Here is a 17,636-nt window from a genome sequence, read left to right as displayed (position 1 = left end):
CTGTGCCGCTCTCGGGACAGAACGACCGAAGCGAATCGGACATCCCGCACCGGGCGCAAGGCACGAACACGGATCGGCCACGCGACAGCCTTCGGACCCGCCGCTCAGGCCACCGTCACCCAGCCGCTGCCGCTCACGACCACCCCTTCGCCCGCTCACGGAACAAGGGGGTCGGCCCACTGGCCGGTGCGTCCGCCGCCGGGCACGGCCCTCGGCCGCGTACCGCGAACTCGCACCACACCACCTCGCCGGGCTTCCGCTCCCCCACGCCCCGCTTGTCCGCGAGCGCCGCCACCAGCAACAGCCCCCGCCCATCGTTCGGGTCGAGGTACCGGTGAATGTGCAGGAACCCCCTCGCGGGTCGTCCAGTGCGGCGATGCGCCGCACCGCTTCGGCCGCGGGAACGGTGGACTGGGCGTCCCGCGCCCGGTCCGTATAGCGCCCGACCAGCACGTGCTCGTCGTCGTCGAGCCGTACATGGACGGCCACAAGCCCACCCCGGCGCCCGAAACGGGCCAGTTCGCGCAGCCACTGGTGGGTGAGGGTGTGCGACGGCAGCACCGGAAAGCAGTACACCCCGCGCACACCGCCTTGTCCGTGGCTGGCCGCCCGGATACCGGACCGCCGGATGCGCTGTGCGTTCGCCGCCGACGTCAAGTGCACAAACATCGCCATGACCGAGCATGCTACTTACCCGAATCCGTGGGATCTCGCCGCGCCGGTCGGCGAACCGACTGGGGGAAAAGCACCTGCTGTGGAGCGTTCACGGGCCGGATCCAGCGGTGGAGGCCGTGCCCCGGATCGGGTGACGTAACGGCATCGGTCGGCCCGTGGGCGTCTCCCGCCGAGGCCCGGGCGGGCACCACCACACCGCGCTGAACCAGTGGCGTGACCATACGTCAGGGCTCCACATCGGTCGAGGCGCGAACGACGAGCTGGGGAGCGAACCGTTCGACCCGTTCGGTTCGTTCGCGGCCGGGTGCCTGAAGCAGAGTCAGTGCGCGTTCGGCCATGGCGGACAACGGGTGGCGGATGGATGTGATGGGCGGATCGAGGAGCTCAAGTATCTCGGTGTCGTCGAACCCGGTGACGGCAATCTGCCCGGGTACCGCGACCGATGAACGGTGCAGCGTGCTCACGAGCCCTACGGCGAGGACGTCGGCTCCGCAGACGACCGCGTCGACCTGGTCACGCTGTTCGATGATGCGGCGCCCCGCCGTCCGTCCGGCGTCGGTGGTGAAGCTGGGCAGCAGGATGGTGGTGGCGTCGGGCCCCTGCCTCTTGGTGAAGGCCGCGAGCCGTTCGGCGCCCGAGGAGGATGCCTGATCGGCGGCGACGAGAGCGATCCGGCGCCGCCCGATGCCCTCCAGGTGATCGACGAGAAGCTCGACCGCGGACGCGTTGTCGAGTGTGACGGCGACGGTGCCGGACCCTTTGGCCCACCGGTCGAAGAGGACGACGGGACGGCGTCTGGCGGCATTGCGGATGGCGGGTCCGGACGCGGTGGCCGATACGGGGACGACGAACAGTCCGTCCACTCGGCCATCGAGCAGGGTGTCGATCTGCTCGGCCTCGATCGCGGTGTCGTTCGCCGCGTCGGAGACCACGTGCGTGCCGCCGGCGGCACGCACGTGCTGTGCGATGGCATCGGCGAGTTGGACGAAATAGGGGTTGGCGAGGGTGGGGACGATGACGCCGATGGCACCGGTGGTGCCGGTGCGCAGTGCCCGGGCGGCGTGGTTGGTCTGGTAGCCGAGCCGGTGCGCGGCCTCTTCGACGCGGCGCGCAAGCTCGGGATCGACGTTGCGCGGCGTGCCCGCGAGGACACGTGATGCCGTCGCGCGGGAGACGCCGGCGGCCTCGGCCACGTCGAGGAGTCGGGGCACTGTCACGTGAGTGTCCTTCTCGGTCGGTGGGCGGATACGCCAACAAACAGCGTTGAGCAGATTACTTGACGGCGCGTAAACGCTGGTACAACATGTCGGAAATCGATCTCCCAAGGAGTATCAGTGTCGTCCATCACCGTCGTTGGTTCGGTGAACCGCGACTTCGTCCTGACTGTCAAGGACCTGCCGCACCCCGGCGAGACCGTGCTCGCACAGCACTTCGTGGAGGGGGCCGGCGGCAAAGGAGCCAATCAGGCCGTCGCGGCCGCCCGCCTCGGATCGCGGGTGCGTCTCGTCGCCAGGGTCGGCGCGGACGCGGCCGCCATCCTCGACGCGCTCGCGTCCGAAGGCGTGGACGTCGATGCCGTGCGGCCGGACGAGGGAGCCACGACCGGAATCGCCGCGGTGGTCGTCGACGAAGCCGGCGAGAACACCATCGTCGTGAATCCGGGGGCCAACGCCGACCTCGGTGTGCAGGATCTGCCGTCCCGGCTCGTCCGATCGACGAGAGAGGTCGTCCTTGTCCAGAACGAGATACCACCCGACGTGGTCGGCCTGGCCATCCTGCGGGCCCGCGAACAGGGCGGGATCGTCATCCTCAACCCCGCCCCCGCCCGCCCGGTCGACACGCGGGTACTGGCCGCCGTCGACGTCCTCGTCCCCAACCTCGGAGAACTCGCCTCACTTCTCGGCACCGCCCTGCCCGCGGACGTAGACGAGGCGCGTGGCCTGCTGGAGCGCGCCACGCTCCCGTGCCGGGCCGTCGTGGTGACACTCGGTGCAAACGGCGCCATCCTGAAGGAGGCGCGCAGCACGGACATCACACACATCCCCGCCCCATGCGTGGACGCCGTCGACACCGTGGGCGCCGGCGACACCTTCTGCGGTGCCCTCGCGGACGCCCTCGCACGCGGCATCGACCTTCCGACCGCAGCCCAACGTGCCGTGCACGCGGCGTCGCATGCCGTCACCGGCCTCGGTGCACAGGCATCCATGCCCTACGCGGCCCAACTCGACGTCCCCGCAGTCACTTCTGCTTCCTGACGTCCCACGAGCCACCCACCAGCACTACGGAGAACCACCCATGAGGAACCTCAAGCTCGGCGTATTCGAGAACGCGCAGACCAATGCGAGTGGCACGGCCACCTGGCGCCACCCCGACAGCCGACGGCACCATTTCGACACTCTTGAGTACTGGCGCGATCTCGCCGCGATCTGCGAGGACGCCAAGCTGGACTTCCTGTTCCTCGCCGACGCCTGGGGCTGGTCCGAGATCGACGGCGTGCGCCCGCCCATCGCCACGGAGGAGACCCTCGACCTTCCGCGGCTCGATCCGATGGTCGTGGCGTCCGCGCTGTTGTCCACGACGACCAACCTGGGCCTCGTCATGACGGGCTCCGTCCTCGTGGAACCGCCGTACGCGTTCGCGCGCCGCATGGCCACGCTCGACCAGCTCTCCGGTGGCCGGATCGGCTGGAACATCGTGACGACCGGCACGGCCGACACCGCGGTCAAGGCGTTCGGCATGGAGATGGTGGCGCACGACGACCGTTATCGGATGGCCGAGGACTTCCTCGACCTCGTCTACAAGTACTGGGAGGGGGCCTGGGAGCCGGACGCGCTGGAGAAGGACAAGGACGGAAGGTTCGCCGACCCTGCCAAGGTGCACCTCATCACCCACAAGGGCCCGTTCTTCCGCTCGGAGGGGTACGGCAACACCGCGCGTTCGCCGCAGGGCACGCCCGTGCTGTTCCAGGCAGGGGCATCGCCGGCCGGGCGCCGGGTCGGCGGCCGGCACGGCGAATGCATGTTCGTGGGGAGCGGCTCGGTCGAGCAACTCGCCGGGCACACCGCCTCCATCCGTGAGGAGGCGGTCAAGGCGGGGCGCCGGGCCGACGAGGTGAAGGTGATGTCGGCGTTCTCGTGTGTCGTCGGTGCGACGACATCCGATGCGGAACGGCGCTATCAGCAGATCCTCGACGCTCAGCGGCCCGAGGTGACCGTCGCCAGCTATGCCATGTTCACCGGGCTCGACCTTTCGTCCTACGCGCCCGAGACGCCCATGGCGGATCTCTCCACCGAGCTTTCGCAGACCCAGGTGGCCCGCTTCGCCGGCAAGACGGTCGGTGATGTCCTCGGCGACTGGCACACCCACGGCGTCGGAGCACGGCCCGTCGTCGGCACGGCCGAGGAGATCGCCGACGAGATCTGCGCGCTGGCGGAAGGCGCCGACCTCGACGGATTCCTGCTGTCCCCGACGATCCAGCCGACCTCGACGACGGACTTCGTCGAGTCGGTCCTGCCGATCCTGCGGGCGCGCGGAGTCTTCCGCGGGCAGTACGCGGAGGGGGAAAGCCTGCGCGAACGTCTCACCGGAGCATCCGACCGCGCGCTGCCGGCCAGCCACCCCGCGGCCCAGTACCGGCACTGAAATCAGCACGCGCGACGAGAGGATGTCGGAAGTCCATGGCCACGTTTGCCCACAACCCGCCCGCGACATCCGCGCCGGCGGAGCTGGACGCGGCGACGCTGCGACAAGCGTTCGGGGCCTACCCGACCGGTGTCGTCGCGATAAGCGCGCTGCGCGGGATGGAACCGGTCGGGTTCGCGGCGAACTCGTTCGTCTCGATCTCGCTCCAACCGCCCATGGTCGCGATCAGCGTGGCCCGCACCTCGGCCACCTGGCCGCGCCTCGCGGCGGCACCCGTTCTGGGGCTGAGCGTGCTCAGCCACGGTCAGGGTGCGCTGTGCCGACGCCTGGCGTCCCGGGAGGGCAACCGCTTCGACGGCGTCGCGTGGAAGGCGACGCCCGAGGGCGCCGTCCTGATCGAGGACGCCGCGCTCTGGCTGACCGCTCGGGTGTGCGCGACCTACGACGGCGGCGATCACGAGATCGTGCTCATGGAGTTGAGGACGGCTGAACTGTTCTCCGGTGTGGAACCACTCGTCTTCCACACCAGCCAGTTCCGCGAGCTCACCCCCCATGCGTGACAACCTGCCCGTCCACCCGGGCCTCACGGGTGTGGTGGTGCACGGTGCCGGCCGAGGCCGCGGGCTCGGGTTTCCCACCGCGAACATCGCGGCCGACCCCGGCTCACGCGTCCCACCGCCTGCGATCTACAGCGGCTGGGTCGTACGCCACTCGACCGGCACCGTCCACCGCGGAACGATCAGTATCGGGTCGAACCCGACCTTCTGCGACACCTCGGATGTACATGTCGAGGTGTACTGCCACGACACCTCGGACGAGTTCTACGGAGAGCGCGTCGGGCTGTGGTTCGTGGCACGGATTCGAGACACGGTGAAGTTCGCGTCACCCGACGACCTGGTGCGCTCCGCCCGGCAGGACGTCCTGCGGTCCGAGACGCTTCTCGATTCCGACCACGGGCGGCGCGTCCTCACCGACGTGCTCGCCGCGCACGGGAGCACCCTCTCCGCCTGAGGTATCCATCCGCACGGACTCGGCGCGCACCGCCGAACTCCGTGCGTCATGACCGGCCCGGTCCGGGCCCATCACTCACGCCCAGTCTTGTCCCGAACAAACAAAGGTGTTGGTAATGAGCGCATTCCAGTGGCTGAACGACCAATTCAGCTTCTTCGGCGTCTCCGTCTACTGGTCCGACTTCCTGGGCAACATCCTGGCGCTCGCAACCGTCTGGTTGGCACTGAGACGCCTGCTCGTGGCCTGGCCGGTGCAGATCCTCGGGTCGGTCCTGCTGCTGATCGCGAGCCTGAACGTCCATCTCGGAGGCAACGCCGCCCGGCAAGTTGTGATCATAGCATCGGCATCATGGGGCTGGGCGACGTGGCGGCGCAGCAGGGAGAAGGAAGGCACGATCAACGTCCGCTGGGCATCGTGGCGGGAACGCGTCGTGCTGATCGCCGTCATGGCCGTCGGCACGTTCGCGTTCGCTGCCCTGCTCAAGGCGACCGACGCGTCGTTCTACCCGGGTGCTCCCTGGTGGATGGTCCTGGCCGACGCCTGGATCTTCGTCGGTTCGATCCTGGCGATGTACACCCAGGCCCGGCGGTACGTGGAGTTCTGGTTCGTCTGGCTGGCCGTCGACCTCGTCGGGGTGCCCCTCGCCATCCATTCCCAGCTGTACTTCTCCGGGATCGTCTACGCGATCTTCTTCGTCATGGTCGTCATGGGAATCCGCGACTGGGCGTCTCACAGCAAGGCCCAGGAGATCGCCTCGCCGATCGAGCCGGCCGTCGTCCTGGAGAGCCGGAACGACACGCCACCGGCCACGGGGTCGTACGACTCCCGTCCTGAAACAGCAAGTGGCTCCTGAGCTGCTGACTGACCGATGGTCACGGTCGCGGACACACATCGGCCGACGCCACCCGGCTGAGCGCTCGGAACCTCACTCACCTTCCCTGGGCGGCGTCGCGCTGCCCTTCGGCTCAGTGCCCTGGCGGGCAACGAAACCCGGTCGGCCAGGGCCTGTCCCGAGTCCTGATCAGGGCGTGGGGCGGAGACTGCGCGTCCAGATCACCGCCCCACGCGGGTGGAGACCGGCGAGGTGGCTCTCGGGTCTCCTGTCTCGGCGGATCGCGAGGCCGCACCCGGCTGCGGCAGTCACCAGTGAGCCGGCTCTCCACCCGCACTTCGTTCTCTCCAGGCGCCGATCACATCGGCAACGCGGCGATCGTCGCACCGGGCGGCCTGCCCCGTCGGCGAGCCGCCTGCCTCAGCGAAACTCGTGGACCACCTGGCTCTCGCCGACCATGTGAGCGTTGAAGTCGTCCAACTCCTCGGCCAGAAGCCCCGGTTCGGGGACCGTCCGCCCTCTGGCCTATTGGACCGGATACCGGCTCGGAAACTCCGACTCGACCTCGAATCGGGTCACGGAGCCGACACCACTGTCCTTCACGCTCCAGTCCCTCACGATCTTGATCGCGTGGTCCTCGTCGAGGATCGGGGAGAAGATGCGTTCCGGGCTCGGCACCCGGCAGCTGCCCGATGACGAGTCGGACGTCGTGGCGCGGGCCGCCGGCGTTCCTCCGCGCCTACGCGCCCTGGACCGCCGGCTTTCACGGTCGGTGGTCCGCCCGCCCCTTGTCCGTCCGCCTCGCGCGGTGACGCCGCAGCGCCCCCACGGGAACCGTGTCAGTGGCTGGTGAGGACGACGAGTCGCTGGGTGGCCCGGGTCATCGCGACGTAACGGTCGACCGCTCCCTCGACGCCCTCGCCGAACCTCTCGGGATCGACCAGGACGACCAGGTCGAACTCCAGCCCCTTCGACAACTCCGGGGTCAGTGACCGGACGCGGGGAGTCGGCCGGAAGGCGGGATCGCCGATGACACAGGCGATCCCGTCGGCGTGCTCGGCGAGCCAGGCGTCGAGGATCGTGGGCAGGTCCCCGACCTGCCCGTGGGCGACGGGGACGCCACCGCCGCGGATGGAGGTCGGCACGTTGGCGTCCGGGAGCACGGCCCGGATGACCGGTTCGGCCTCCGCCATGACCTCCGCCGGCGTCCGGTAGTTGACGCTCAGGGAGGCCAGGGCGATCCGGTCGAACCCGACCCGCTCCAGCCGCTGCTGCCATGACTCCGTGAACCCGTGCCTGGCCTGGGCGCGGTCCCCGACGATGGTGAAGCTGCGGGATGGACAGCGGAGCAGCAGCATCTGCCACTCCGCGTCGGTCAGTTCCTGCGCCTCGTCCACGACGATGTGCGCGAACGGCCCGGCGAGCAGGTCCGGTTCGGCGCCGGTCGCCGCGGTCCCGTCGACCAGGGTGTCCCGCATGTCCTGCCCGTGCAGCATCGTCACCGCGCCCTCGCCGTCGTCATTGGCCTGGAGGATGGTGTCGATCACCCGGGCCATGTGCTCGCGTTCGACGGCGAGAGCGGCTTCGTGACGGCGCTTGCGCCGCGCCTCCTCCGGGTCTCCGAGCCGTTGCCGTGCCGCGTCGAGCAGCGGCAGGTCGGACACCGTCCACGCCCGTCCCTCCGTGCGCTGCAACAGCCGGACCTCCTCCGGGGCGAGCCAGGGGGCGCACATCCGCAGGTAGGCGGGGACCGACCAGAGGTCGGCGACGAGATCGGCCGCTTCGAGCAGCGGCCACGCGCGGTCGAAGGCGGTGCGCAGTTCCCTGTTCCGCAGCAGCGAGGTGCGGAGCATGTTCTCCGGGGCGCCGCCGTCGTGCTTGTCCATCAGGATCGTGAGCAGCTCCTCCCAGACCTGGTCGCGCGCCTCGTTGTGCGGGGTGCCGGGTTCCGCCGCCTCGAACGCCACGGCCCAGTCGTGGGCCGTCAGCCGGATGTCGGACCAGTGGGTTGTGACCGTCATGCCCGTGGCAGGCGGTTCCTCGTAGAACCTGACGGCCGCCTCGATCGCGTTCACCAGGTCCGCGGACGACTTCAGCCGGGCCGCCTCCGGGTCGGTCTCGGCCCCGGCCCCGGCTCCCTCGGCGACGAGGTCCCGCAGGGTGCAGGTCCGCACGCCGTCCTCCCCGAGGCTGGGCAGGACGTCGGCGACGTAGCCCAGGTAGGGCTGGTGCGGGCCGACGACCAGCACGCCGCCCCTGCGGTGGCCGAGGCGCGGATCGGAGTGGAGGAGATAGGCGGAGCGGTGCAGGGCGACGACGGTCTTGCCCGTGCCCGGACCGCCGTCGACGACGAGGGCGCCGCGTGATCCCGCGCGGATGATGGCGTCCTGGTCGGCCTGGATGGTGCCGAGCACGTCCCGCATCCGTGCCGACCGGTTGCCGCCCAGACTGGCGATGAAGGCGGACTGGTCGTCGAGCGCGGCGTGCCCGGCGATCCCGTCCGGGGTGAACACCTCGTCCCAGTAGTCGCTGATCCGACCGCCGGTCCAGCGGTAGCGGCGGCGGCTCGCCAGCCCCATCGGGTTGGCGTGGGTGGCTCCGAAGAACGGCTCGGCGGCAGGGGAACGCCAGTCGACCAGCAGTCGGCGCCCCGAGCTGTCGGCCAGGCCGAGTCGTCCGACGTACACGGGGTCGGCGCCGTCCGCACCGACCATGCGCCCGAGGCACAGGTCCAGGCCGAAACGGCGCAGGGTGCGCAGGCGTCCGGTCAGCCGGTGGATCTCCGCGTCCCGGTCCATCGCCTGCCGCCCCAGGCCGCCGGGCGCCCTGCGCTCGGCGACGAGGCGTTCGGACAACTCGGTGATCAGCTCGTCGAGGCTCTCCGCGATGGCCTCGAAGTGCCCTTCGTCATCGGAGATCAGCGCCGGATCCGCCTTCGGGGCGAGGCGGTCGGCAAGGTCGAAAGCGCTGGCGGTCAGGGGTTTCACATCATCAACTCCGTTGTGCGGCAGGTTGGGGCCGACGCGTGCGGCATGGCGTACGGACCGGGGTGACAGACCCGGTCGCCCCTGAGTTTCCGCAGGTCCCGACCCGGGCGGATGATTCTGCGACACAAGGGGGGCCTTGCCGCAAGGCCCCCCGTGCGTTATAGGCTGAAAGTGGCAAGGAACGGGCATGCCCCCAGGCCGCCTCCACGCGGACCGCCCACCTCATGGATGTCCGCCCGATGCCTGTACCCCATGGCCTTCTGCCGCCCGTCCCCGCGGACGTCCGTCCCGACGACGCACGGAACCCGGCCCCTCAGGTCAACAGCCCTGTGGGGCCGGTGGAACCGCCCCACTCCTGTCACACGCCGAAGCGTTCGATCAGCGCCCGCATGGCCTCGAAGGCGGGCTTCGGGGTGTAGTCGTCGGCGGTGAGCCCGAACCGGTGGAACAGGTCCGGGTTCGCGCTGTCGGCGTCGCGCAGCGCGAAGTGGGTGTAGCCGCTCAGCCGGAGTTCCCTCGCATGGGCTGCGATGACGCGCACCACGGTCTCGACGACCTCGGCCTGACGGCGCGGGGAGCGGTCAGGGCCGGTGGGCCAGCCGTGTTCGGTGATGTGCAGCGGCAGGTGCCCCAGGCCCGCCGGTTCCAGGACCGTGTGGCGGTGGTGGCGCAGCAGTCCCTCGACGGACGGCGCCAGCTCGGCGGCGGGCACGGGTCGGAACACGTCCGGGAAGAAGTCGAGCCCCACGTAGTCGAGTTCGGCGACGAAGCCGTCGCCTCCGAGGGCGGTGAGGCCGGTGACGAAGGAGGCCGCGGGCCCGAAGAGCGGCGTGGTGTTGAAGCCGACCCGCAGGTGGGTGTGGCCGAGTTCGCGGGCCCGTGCCTTGGCAGCGGACACGCCTCGGACGATCGCCTCGCTCACGCCCGGGTAGTAGCCGTCCAGTACGGAGTTCGACGCGACGTTGGGCTCCTCCGCCACTTGCAGCGTTCCGGTCGACGCCCCGTACTGTTCGACGAGTTCGCGCAGGAAGGCACAGTATCCGTCGATGTCCGCGGCTGCCGAGCGGTACTGGGCCACCAGGTCCAGTCGGCGCCCCCGGCCGGCGTACCGCTCCGCGGCGGCGGGCGTGCCCGTCGGGTGCGGGCCGCCGAGCCGGGTGTCGTCCCCGAAACCCGTGTAGGCACGTACCAGGAACGGGCGCCCGGCCCGGCCCTGGAGCAGGTCGAGGGCGTGGGACACGCGGGCGGGGTCGTCCGGCGGACCGGCGGCCAGCCCTCCGGAGTCGTCACCGGCGACCGAACCCGGATAGATCCCGAAGAGCAGCCCCTCGTGGGCGTTCGGCGTCATGCGTCCTCCCCTGCTTCCCGCTCCCGCCCCGCTTCGGGCCCCTCTCTCCCGGCTTCGGGCGGCTGCCCGGTCTCGGGCGTCTCCCGCCCGGCCCCGGGGCGCTCCCACCCGGCTTCGGACCTCGGTGCCGGGACTTCGGGCCAGGCCAGTCGCCCGGTGCGGATGTCGTCGACGACCGTGTCGATCCAGGCCAGTTCGGCGCGCGCCAGCCCTAGCGCGTACTCCGCCTCGATGACGTGCAGCCGGGGAACGCCCGACGTCAGCGTGTCCGCGAGGCGTTCCTCGTCCGCCGCCGTACGCCGCCCGAGGCGCCGGGCCCGTTCGGTCAGGGCCTCGACGGCCCCTTCCGGCCCCAGTGCGCCGAGATAGCTGACGGCGCCCAGGAACTGGGAGAACTCCCTTTCCGGCGTACGGATGTGGTCGTCCAGCCGGCGTACGAGTTCGTCGCGTCCGGCGTCGGTGAGGGCGTACACGGTCCGCTCCGGGCGGTTGCCCGAGCGCTGCTGCCCCTGGGCTGCCACCCATCCCGCCTCTGCCAGGGCGGCGACGGTGTTGTAGAGGGTGCCGCGGGTGATCGCGGCCGCGTGGTTGTCACTGCGTTTTCGCAGCTCGGAGAGCATCTGATACGGGTGCGAGCTCTGCTCCAGGAGCAGTCCCAGCACCGCGAGGACGATCGGGTTGTCGAGTGCGCGACGAGGCATGGTCGAAATCTATCAGTCCAAATAGACTATTGAGGCGGGATACGGAGCCTGCGCCACTCGCGCGAACGGAATCGGCCAACTCCCCCCTGGATCCACGGAGTGACGGAGAGTCTGGACGCCGATCGCCTACGCCCCCCTGCCGGCCGACGACGGCTCCGTCCGGCCGGGCGCGGCGGCGCCGGTCCGGGCGCGTACACGCGTGTGGGTGCCGACCCCGACATAGTCGTCAGGGCCAGCACCCACATGTTCACTTCGGGCGGCGCTGCATGCGTGGCGCGGTGTGCGCGGCGCGGTGTGCGCGGCGCGGTGTGCGCGGCGCGGTGTGCGCGGCGTACGGTCAGCAGCCGCCGCAGTTGTAGTACGTCACGTCCCAGTGGTTGCCCTCGTCGGCGTAGATGTTGCCGGAACCGGACTTGTACTGCGGAGCGCCGTCACCACGCACTCCGATGTAGGTGAAGGTGTTCTTGACGTAGTTCGTCAGGCAGGTCGACTTGGCGAAGTCGAGCTTGTAGCCGTTCCAGTGCGAGTACGTGCCGCTCGCGTGCCCGGTCTCGGTGCCGCCCGTGATGTTCAGCGCGCAGCCGGTGGCGCTCTTGAGGGTCTGGGCGCCCTGAGCGGTGGGCAGGTTGAGCTGGTCGAACGAGGTACAGGTGGAGACGTTGCGGTTGGAGCAGCCGCCGGAGGACGACCAGGTGACCCCGGAGGAGCTGAACCGGGCGGTGGCCTGGGCGTGGGTGAGCTTGGTGACGGCGTGCGCCTCGGTGGCACCACTGCCGAGGACACCGATGCCGGGGGCGAAGAGCACGCCCAGGACGAGGGCGAAGGCGGTCAGGACGGGGCGCAGTGTCATACGGGACACCATGGGGGGACTCCTCCTGGTCATGACAAACAAGGGCCAGGGAGATGGTGCCCGACTTCTATGCGCGTCGCCAGAGGGCTGGAGGCGTCAACCAGAGGACTGAGGGCGTCGGGCGAGCAATGCCGGCCACCCGCGAGGTCGCGCCCGCCATCCACACGAGCTGCATATTGAAACTTTAACAAGATGGCACTACAGTCATTCTCGTTGAAGGTTAAACAACACCTTGATCGCCGCTCGCTCACGTCCCCCGAGGAGAAGTCATGGCCCTGTTCGGCCGCAAGAAGAACGACACGCCGTCCGCCACCGCCGTCGCCACCACCGCCGTCGACCCCGCCCTGGCCGCTCTGACCGGCGAGTACACAATCGACCCGGCGCACAGCAGCATCGGCTTCACCGTGCGGCACGCCATGGTCACCAACGTGCGCGGCGCCTTCGGCGAGTACGAGGGCAAGCTGGACCTCAACGGCCACGACCCGGCCCACTCCTCCGCCTCCATCGACGTCAAGATCGCCAGCATCGACACCGGCATCGCCGACCGTGACGGCCACCTGGTCAGCGCGGACTTCTTCGACGTCGAGAAGTTCCCCCTCATGACGTTCCGGTCCACGCGCGCCGAGCAGCTCGGCGGCGACACGTACCGCATCACCGGCGACCTCACGATCAAGGACGTCACGCGTCCGCTCTCCATCGACCTGGAGTTCAACGGCTCGGCCACCGACGTCTACTGCAACGAGCGTGTCGGCTTCGAGGGCAGCGCGGACATCCTGCGCTCCGACTGGGGCCTGACCTGGAACGCGGCGCTGGAGACCGGTGGCGTGATGGTCAGCGACAAGGTCAAGCTCAACTTCGACATCTCCGCGATCAAGGCCGCCCCCCAGGCCTGACGCCTCTGCCCCCTCCCCCTTCGTGCCCCCGCCGTCCCGGCCGGCGCACGACCGCGAGCGCGCCCGCCTCCTCCCTCTCCCCCTCCAGGGATGGAAGGCGGGCGCTCGGCATGGGGCGCGAAGCCCGTTCCGGCTCCGGTCCGCGGAGCCCGCCCGTCCGGTCCGTCACCGGGGGCGACGCCCCGGCGGGTCCGTCACCGGGGCCCCGTTCCGCCACCGGAGTCCGGCTCGCCGCGCTCCCCGTCCGCCGCGCCGGTGTCGTTTCCCGCCCGTTCCGCGGGCCCCTCCGCGGCCCCCTGTTCGCCGACCGCCTGCTCCGACCAGATCACCTTGCCCGCCTCGGTGTAGCGCGTGCCCCAGCGCTCGGCGATCTGGGCGACGAGGAACAGGCCCCGACCGCCCTCGTCGGTCGTCGCCGCGTAGCGCAGATGCGGTGAGGTGTTGCTGGTGTCGGACACCTCGCAGATCAGGCTGCGGTCGTACAGGAGACGGACCTCGATCGGCCCGGTGCCGTAGCGCATCGCGTTGGTGACGAGTTCGCTCAGGATCAGTTCGGTGGTGAACGCCTCCTCGTCCAGGCCCCGCTCGGACAGCCATGCGGCGACGTTCCTGCGGACCCCGGCCACGGCCGCCGGATCGGTGGCCACGTCCCACTGCGCGACCTGGTCGGGATCGAGGATGCGGGTACGGGCCACGAGCAGAGCGACGTCGTCCGTCGGCGGATCGGGCAGCATCGCGTCGAGCGCGGCGTCGCAGGTCTCCTCCGGCGTGCGGTCGCGGCCGGCGAGCGCGTCGCGCAGCATCTCCAGCCCGGCGTCGATGTCCCGGCCGCGGCGCTCGAAGAGACCGTCGGTGAAGAGGACCAGGCGGCTGCCCTCCGGCACATGGAACTCGGCCGACTCGAACGGCATCCCGCCGATGCCGAGGGGCAGACCCACCGGACCCTCGGGGAACTCGACGGTGCCGTCCGGGAGGATCAGTGCGGGGCCGGGATGGCCGGCGCGGGCCATCGTGCAGTTCCCCGACACCGCGTCGTAGATCGCGTACAGGCAGGTCGCGCCGCTGATCTCGACGCCGCTTTCGCCGGCCGCCTCGGCCCGGTCGATCCGGCTGACGACCTCGTCCAGGTGCCCGAGGAGTTCGTCGGGGGCCAGGTCCAGGGCGGAGAAGTTGTGGATGCTGGTCCGCAGCCGTCCCATGTTGGCGGCGGCGTGCAAGCCGTGCCCGATCACGTCGCCGACGACCAGCGCGACCCGGGCACCGGGCAGCGGGATCACGTCGAACCAGTCGCCGCCCACCTCGGCCCGCGCCGGCAGATAGCGGTGGGCGACCTCCAGGGCGGTCTGCTCGGGCAGGCCGCGGGGCAGCAGACTGCGTTGCAGCGTGACCGCCATCTCGTGCTCACGGGTGTACCGGCGGGCATTGTCGATGCTGACCGCGGCACGGGCCACCAGCTCCTCGGCGAAGGACTCGTCGTCGCCGTCGAACGGCTCGGCCCCCCTGAAGCGCCAGAAGTTCGCCAGCCCCAGGGTGACCCCCCGCGCGCGCAGCGGCACGGAGAGCACCGCGCGGAACCCGAACAGCCGGAGGTCCTCGGCCCGTTCGGGATTCCAGTTCTGCCACCCCAGCCGGGCGATCACATCCGGCCCCAGCCCGGTCTCCGCGACGTCCAGGCGCATGGCCGCGGTCCTGGTGGGCAGCAGTCCGACCTGGTGGCCGACCGGGTAGAGAGGCTGCTCCGGGTCGGTGGACGCCACGGCGGTACGGTGCATGTTCAGCGGGACATCGGCGGCGGGCTCCTCCCCCGGCGGTGCGGGGGTGGCGAGGTCGACGGTGGTGACGTCGGCGAACCCGGGGGTCGCGACGTCGGCCAGCTCCTGGGCCGTCCGGGTGACGTCCAGGGTGGTGCCGACCCGGGCCCCTGCCTCGTACAGGAGCAGCAGCCGCTCCCTGATGAGTGACGCGCGGCCGGTGACGGCGCTCAGTTCCGTGGTGTCGCGCAGTGTCACCACGGTGCCGGGAGGGCCGCGGCGCATGTCGGTGTGCCGCACATTGACCGCCAGCAGCCGCTTGCCGCTGCGCAGCACCTGGTCCGTGACGATGTCGCCGCCGGTGAGGAGCGCGGCCGCGTCCGGGGGCAGTCCCAGGTCGGTCACCGCTCGGCCCTCCGCGTCCGGAGGCAGGTCGAGCAGCCTGCGCGCCTCGTCGTTCACGAGCGTGAGCCGCTGGTCGGCGCCGACGATGAGGACGCCCTCGCGTACGGCGTGCAGCACCGCGTCATGATGTTCGTACATACGGGTCATCTCGGCGGGACCGAGCCCGTGTGTCTGCCGACGCAACCGTCGGCTCAGCAGGGCCGCGCCGGTCGTGGTGAGCGCCGCCGCGATGAGGGCGACGGCCGTGGCGAGCGGGATGTAGCGGTCGGTCACACTGCTCACCGACTCGTTGGTGAGCCCGACGGACACCAGGCCGGCGACCGAACCGTCCGGGCGGATGACCGGTACCACCGAGGTGACCGAGAGTCCCTGGCTGCCCTTGAACGTCCGGGTGAAGCCCGGACCGGTCAACGCCTCCTTGTACGGGCCGATGAGGTGCTTGCCGATCAGCGCGGGGTTGGGATGGGTGTAGCGGATGCCCTGGGTGCTGGCCACGACGACGGAGTCGACGTGGGCGTCCCTGCGGACCTCCTCCGCGCGCGGCTGCAGGATCGCCGTGGGGTCCTTGCCGTCCAGCGCCGTCACGATGCCCGGCGCGGAGGCGAACGTCTGGGCCACGCTCAAGGTGCGCATCCGGGCCTCGTCGAGACTGTCCCTGCGCCCCTGCACCACCAGGGCGACCGCGCCTGCCACGACGAGCAGGAGGACGAGCGCGAGCACGAGGCAGAACACCTGGCCGGCCACGGTCCGCACGGTGAACAGGGACCGCAGTTCGCGGGCCGGGGAGGGGTCCGCCGCACCGCGACCGGGCGGCGCGGGCGCGGCGGGATCCGGGCGTTTCTCCTCGTGCTGATCCGGCCGCCGGACGGAGCGTCGCAGCCTCGCCCGAAATCGACCGATACCGAACATGAGTTTAGGTCTAGCATGAATCGCCCCTACCGGGGAGCGGGCTCGGGGTGGCGGCCCCTCGGGGGAGGCCACCGGTCGGCGCTTCGGAAGCCACCACCGCCTCAGAAGCCACTGGTGCCTCAGAAGCCGCCGCCGTCGAAGCCGCCGCCTCCGAAGTCGCCGAATCCCCCGCCGTCGAACCCGGACGGGTCGTAGTCGGAGCCGGAGAAGTCCCCACCGCCCCAGCCGCCGGAGCCGAAGTCGCCACCGCCGTACTCCGCCGCGTACGCCGGGCTCGACAGCATGGAGCCGAGCATGGTGCCGACCAGCAGGCCGGGAAGCAGTCCGCCGCCGAAGTATCCGCCCGCCCAGGGGCCGTAGGCCGGGCCCGCCTCCCAGTACGGGCGGCGACGGCCGTCGTCCGTCTCGACGGTGCGGCTCAGCGGCGCCTCGCCCTCGCGCAGCCGGATCTCGTCCGCCGCGCAGACCGGGACCTCGCGAACCGCACCCCCGGACGGGGACCACCGGACATCGGTGACCGAGGGGCCGTGGCGCGGGTCGAAGAAGCACGGCGGGCGCCGGACCGGCAGTTCGCCGCCGGTCCGGCGGGCCTCCAGGACGGCGAGGGAGAAACGTCCGTCCTCCAGCGCCCGCGTCACCGCGCGCACGTCGGAGGGGTGGCGGGCCCGGACCATCAGGACCTTCGCGGTCTCGTAGGAGTCGAGGGCCCGTTCGTAGTCGGCGCGCATGGCGTCGTCGGCGCCCGGTTCGGCGGGGTGGAAGTCGAGTCGCTCCAGGGTCTCGCCGTACGCCGTGATGTCCTCGTCGACGACCACCCGGAGCTTGTCGAGAGCGGCCCGTTCCTCCTCCGCCCCGCGCCTGCGGTTGCGTCGGGCGATCAGGTAGGCCGTGCCGCCGCCCAGCACCAGGACCGCACCGAGCGCGACCAGCCCGGCGGTGGGGGCCCCGCCCCGCGCGGTGGTGCCGCCCCAGGAGGCGGGGGCGCTGCCCCTGGCCTGGTCGACGGCCTGGTCGACGAAGGCGTTCAACTGGGTCGCGGCATCGGTGCCCGTCCCCGGCGTCTTCACGGCGGCGGTGAGGTTGTGGACCGCGCGCGTGGACATGACCTGCGGATCGGCACCGGCGGCGAACCGGTCGCCGAGGCGGACGGCGTAGACGCCGGTGATGCCGGTGAGGGTGCGCAGGGTGGGCAGCAGGGTCCGTTCGGGGAACGCCGGGGTACGTGGCAGGACCGCCACGAACACGGGCTTGTCGGCATCCTTGATCTTCCGCGTCAGGGCCGCCGCCTGGGCCGCGGAGAGCTGGTTCGCGGCGGCCGGGTCGACGTACACGGGGTTCTTGCGCAGCGCCCGCGCGACCTCGTCGACGCTCGACGCGCCGACGGCCGTGAACGGCCCGACCGCTTCCCCCGTCCCGATCGCCCCGTGGTCCCGGTCCGCGGCGGCCGCGACGACCGGGGACGGCGAGGACGGCGGGACGGCCGGGGCGTGCGCCGTGGCGGGCACGGCCACCGTCAGCATCAGGAGGAGCAGACTGGCCAACCAGGTCAGGAACGTCCTGTTCCGCATACTTCGACGCTAACCCGCGCGGGCGAGCCGCGCCCCGCCACGCGCCCCGGACGGCGAGCAGACG

At 70.9% G+C, this 17,636-nt stretch carries 13 protein-coding genes and 2 pseudogenes; 6 read left to right on the top strand and 9 right to left on the bottom strand.

Going from position 1 to position 17,636, the window contains the following annotated elements:
* Positions 1–133: 133 nt before the first annotated feature.
* Positions 134–532 carry a hypothetical protein gene (locus ACIHCL_RS08735; protein ID WP_399858617.1) on the bottom strand — a complete coding sequence of 133 codons (399 nt, stop codon included), beginning with the start codon at positions 530–532 and terminating at the stop codon, positions 134–136.
* Positions 533–899: 367 nt separating this feature from the next.
* The gene (locus ACIHCL_RS08730) at positions 900–1,892 is read right to left on the bottom strand and encodes a LacI family DNA-binding transcriptional regulator (protein WP_399858615.1); all 993 of its coding nucleotides are present in this window, start codon (positions 1,890–1,892) and stop codon (positions 900–902) included.
* 117 nt (positions 1,893–2,009) lie between these two features.
* On the opposite strand from ACIHCL_RS08730, the gene ACIHCL_RS08725 reads away from it, so the two are divergent.
* The 5 genes from ACIHCL_RS08725 (at position 2,010) to ACIHCL_RS08705 (ending at position 6,181) form a co-directional block, all read left to right on the top strand.
* Positions 2,010–2,930 (top strand): ribokinase, encoded by a 921-nt coding sequence (locus tag ACIHCL_RS08725; protein WP_399858614.1) that lies wholly within the window; start codon positions 2,010–2,012, stop codon positions 2,928–2,930.
* Positions 2,931–2,970: 40 nt separating this feature from the next.
* The gene (locus ACIHCL_RS08720) at positions 2,971–4,317 is read left to right on the top strand and encodes an NtaA/DmoA family FMN-dependent monooxygenase (RefSeq protein WP_399858611.1); all 1,347 of its coding nucleotides are present in this window, start codon (positions 2,971–2,973) and stop codon (positions 4,315–4,317) included.
* Between the two features lie 35 nt (positions 4,318–4,352).
* The gene (locus ACIHCL_RS08715) at positions 4,353–4,877 is read left to right on the top strand and encodes a flavin reductase family protein (RefSeq protein ID WP_399858608.1); all 525 of its coding nucleotides are present in this window, start codon (positions 4,353–4,355) and stop codon (positions 4,875–4,877) included.
* Positions 4,870–5,328, top strand: a complete 459-nt coding sequence (locus ACIHCL_RS08710; protein WP_399858606.1) for a riboflavin kinase — start codon at positions 4,870–4,872, stop codon at positions 5,326–5,328. Before ACIHCL_RS08715 ends, ACIHCL_RS08710 begins: the two co-directional genes overlap by 8 nt.
* Before the next feature lie 115 nt (positions 5,329–5,443).
* The gene (locus ACIHCL_RS08705) at positions 5,444–6,181 is read left to right on the top strand and encodes a nicotinamide riboside transporter PnuC (protein WP_399858603.1); all 738 of its coding nucleotides are present in this window, start codon (positions 5,444–5,446) and stop codon (positions 6,179–6,181) included.
* Positions 6,182–6,580: 399 nt separating this feature from the next.
* Here the strand turns inward: ACIHCL_RS08705 and ACIHCL_RS08700 are convergent.
* The 5 genes and pseudogenes from ACIHCL_RS08700 to ACIHCL_RS08680 all read right to left on the bottom strand — a co-directional run.
* Positions 6,581–6,829 (bottom strand): annotated as a pseudogene (locus ACIHCL_RS08700) (hypothetical protein); the annotation flags it as partial.
* Between the two features lie 170 nt (positions 6,830–6,999).
* Complete coding sequence (gene helR, locus ACIHCL_RS08695) at positions 7,000–9,147, bottom strand: RNA polymerase recycling motor ATPase HelR (protein WP_399858601.1); 2,148 nt, start codon at positions 9,145–9,147, stop codon at positions 7,000–7,002.
* 358 nt (positions 9,148–9,505) lie between these two features.
* The gene (locus ACIHCL_RS08690) at positions 9,506–10,495 is read right to left on the bottom strand and encodes a hypothetical protein (protein WP_399858598.1); all 990 of its coding nucleotides are present in this window, start codon (positions 10,493–10,495) and stop codon (positions 9,506–9,508) included.
* A 110-nt stretch (positions 10,496–10,605) separates the two neighbouring features.
* Positions 10,606–11,196: pseudogene (locus ACIHCL_RS08685) on the bottom strand (helix-turn-helix transcriptional regulator); the annotation flags it as partial.
* A 337-nt stretch (positions 11,197–11,533) separates the two neighbouring features.
* The gene (locus ACIHCL_RS08680) at positions 11,534–12,058 is read right to left on the bottom strand and encodes a hypothetical protein (RefSeq protein WP_399858595.1); all 525 of its coding nucleotides are present in this window, start codon (positions 12,056–12,058) and stop codon (positions 11,534–11,536) included.
* A gap of 257 nt (positions 12,059–12,315) precedes the next feature.
* On the opposite strand from ACIHCL_RS08680, the gene ACIHCL_RS08675 reads away from it, so the two are divergent.
* Entirely contained in the window at positions 12,316–12,939 is a 624-nt protein-coding gene (locus tag ACIHCL_RS08675; protein ID WP_399858593.1) for a YceI family protein, read from the top strand.
* Positions 12,940–13,133: 194 nt separating this feature from the next.
* Here ACIHCL_RS08675 and ACIHCL_RS08670 read toward each other — a convergent pair whose 3' ends face one another.
* Both ACIHCL_RS08670 and ACIHCL_RS08665 read right to left on the bottom strand, forming a co-directional pair.
* The gene (locus tag ACIHCL_RS08670) at positions 13,134–16,004 is read right to left on the bottom strand and encodes a SpoIIE family protein phosphatase (protein WP_399858590.1); all 2,871 of its coding nucleotides are present in this window, start codon (positions 16,002–16,004) and stop codon (positions 13,134–13,136) included.
* Between the two features lie 119 nt (positions 16,005–16,123).
* Positions 16,124–17,572, bottom strand: a complete 1,449-nt coding sequence (locus ACIHCL_RS08665) for a hypothetical protein (protein ID WP_399858587.1) — start codon at positions 17,570–17,572, stop codon at positions 16,124–16,126.
* Between the last annotated feature and the right edge of the window lie 64 nt (positions 17,573–17,636).

Origin of the sequence: Streptomyces sp. NPDC052042 (genome assembly GCF_044548345.1) — a bacterium.
GTDB lineage: Bacteria > Actinomycetota > Actinomycetes > Streptomycetales > Streptomycetaceae > Streptomyces.
Note: the sequence above shows the minus strand (reverse complement) of the source record. Positions and strands in the feature narration are given on the sequence as shown.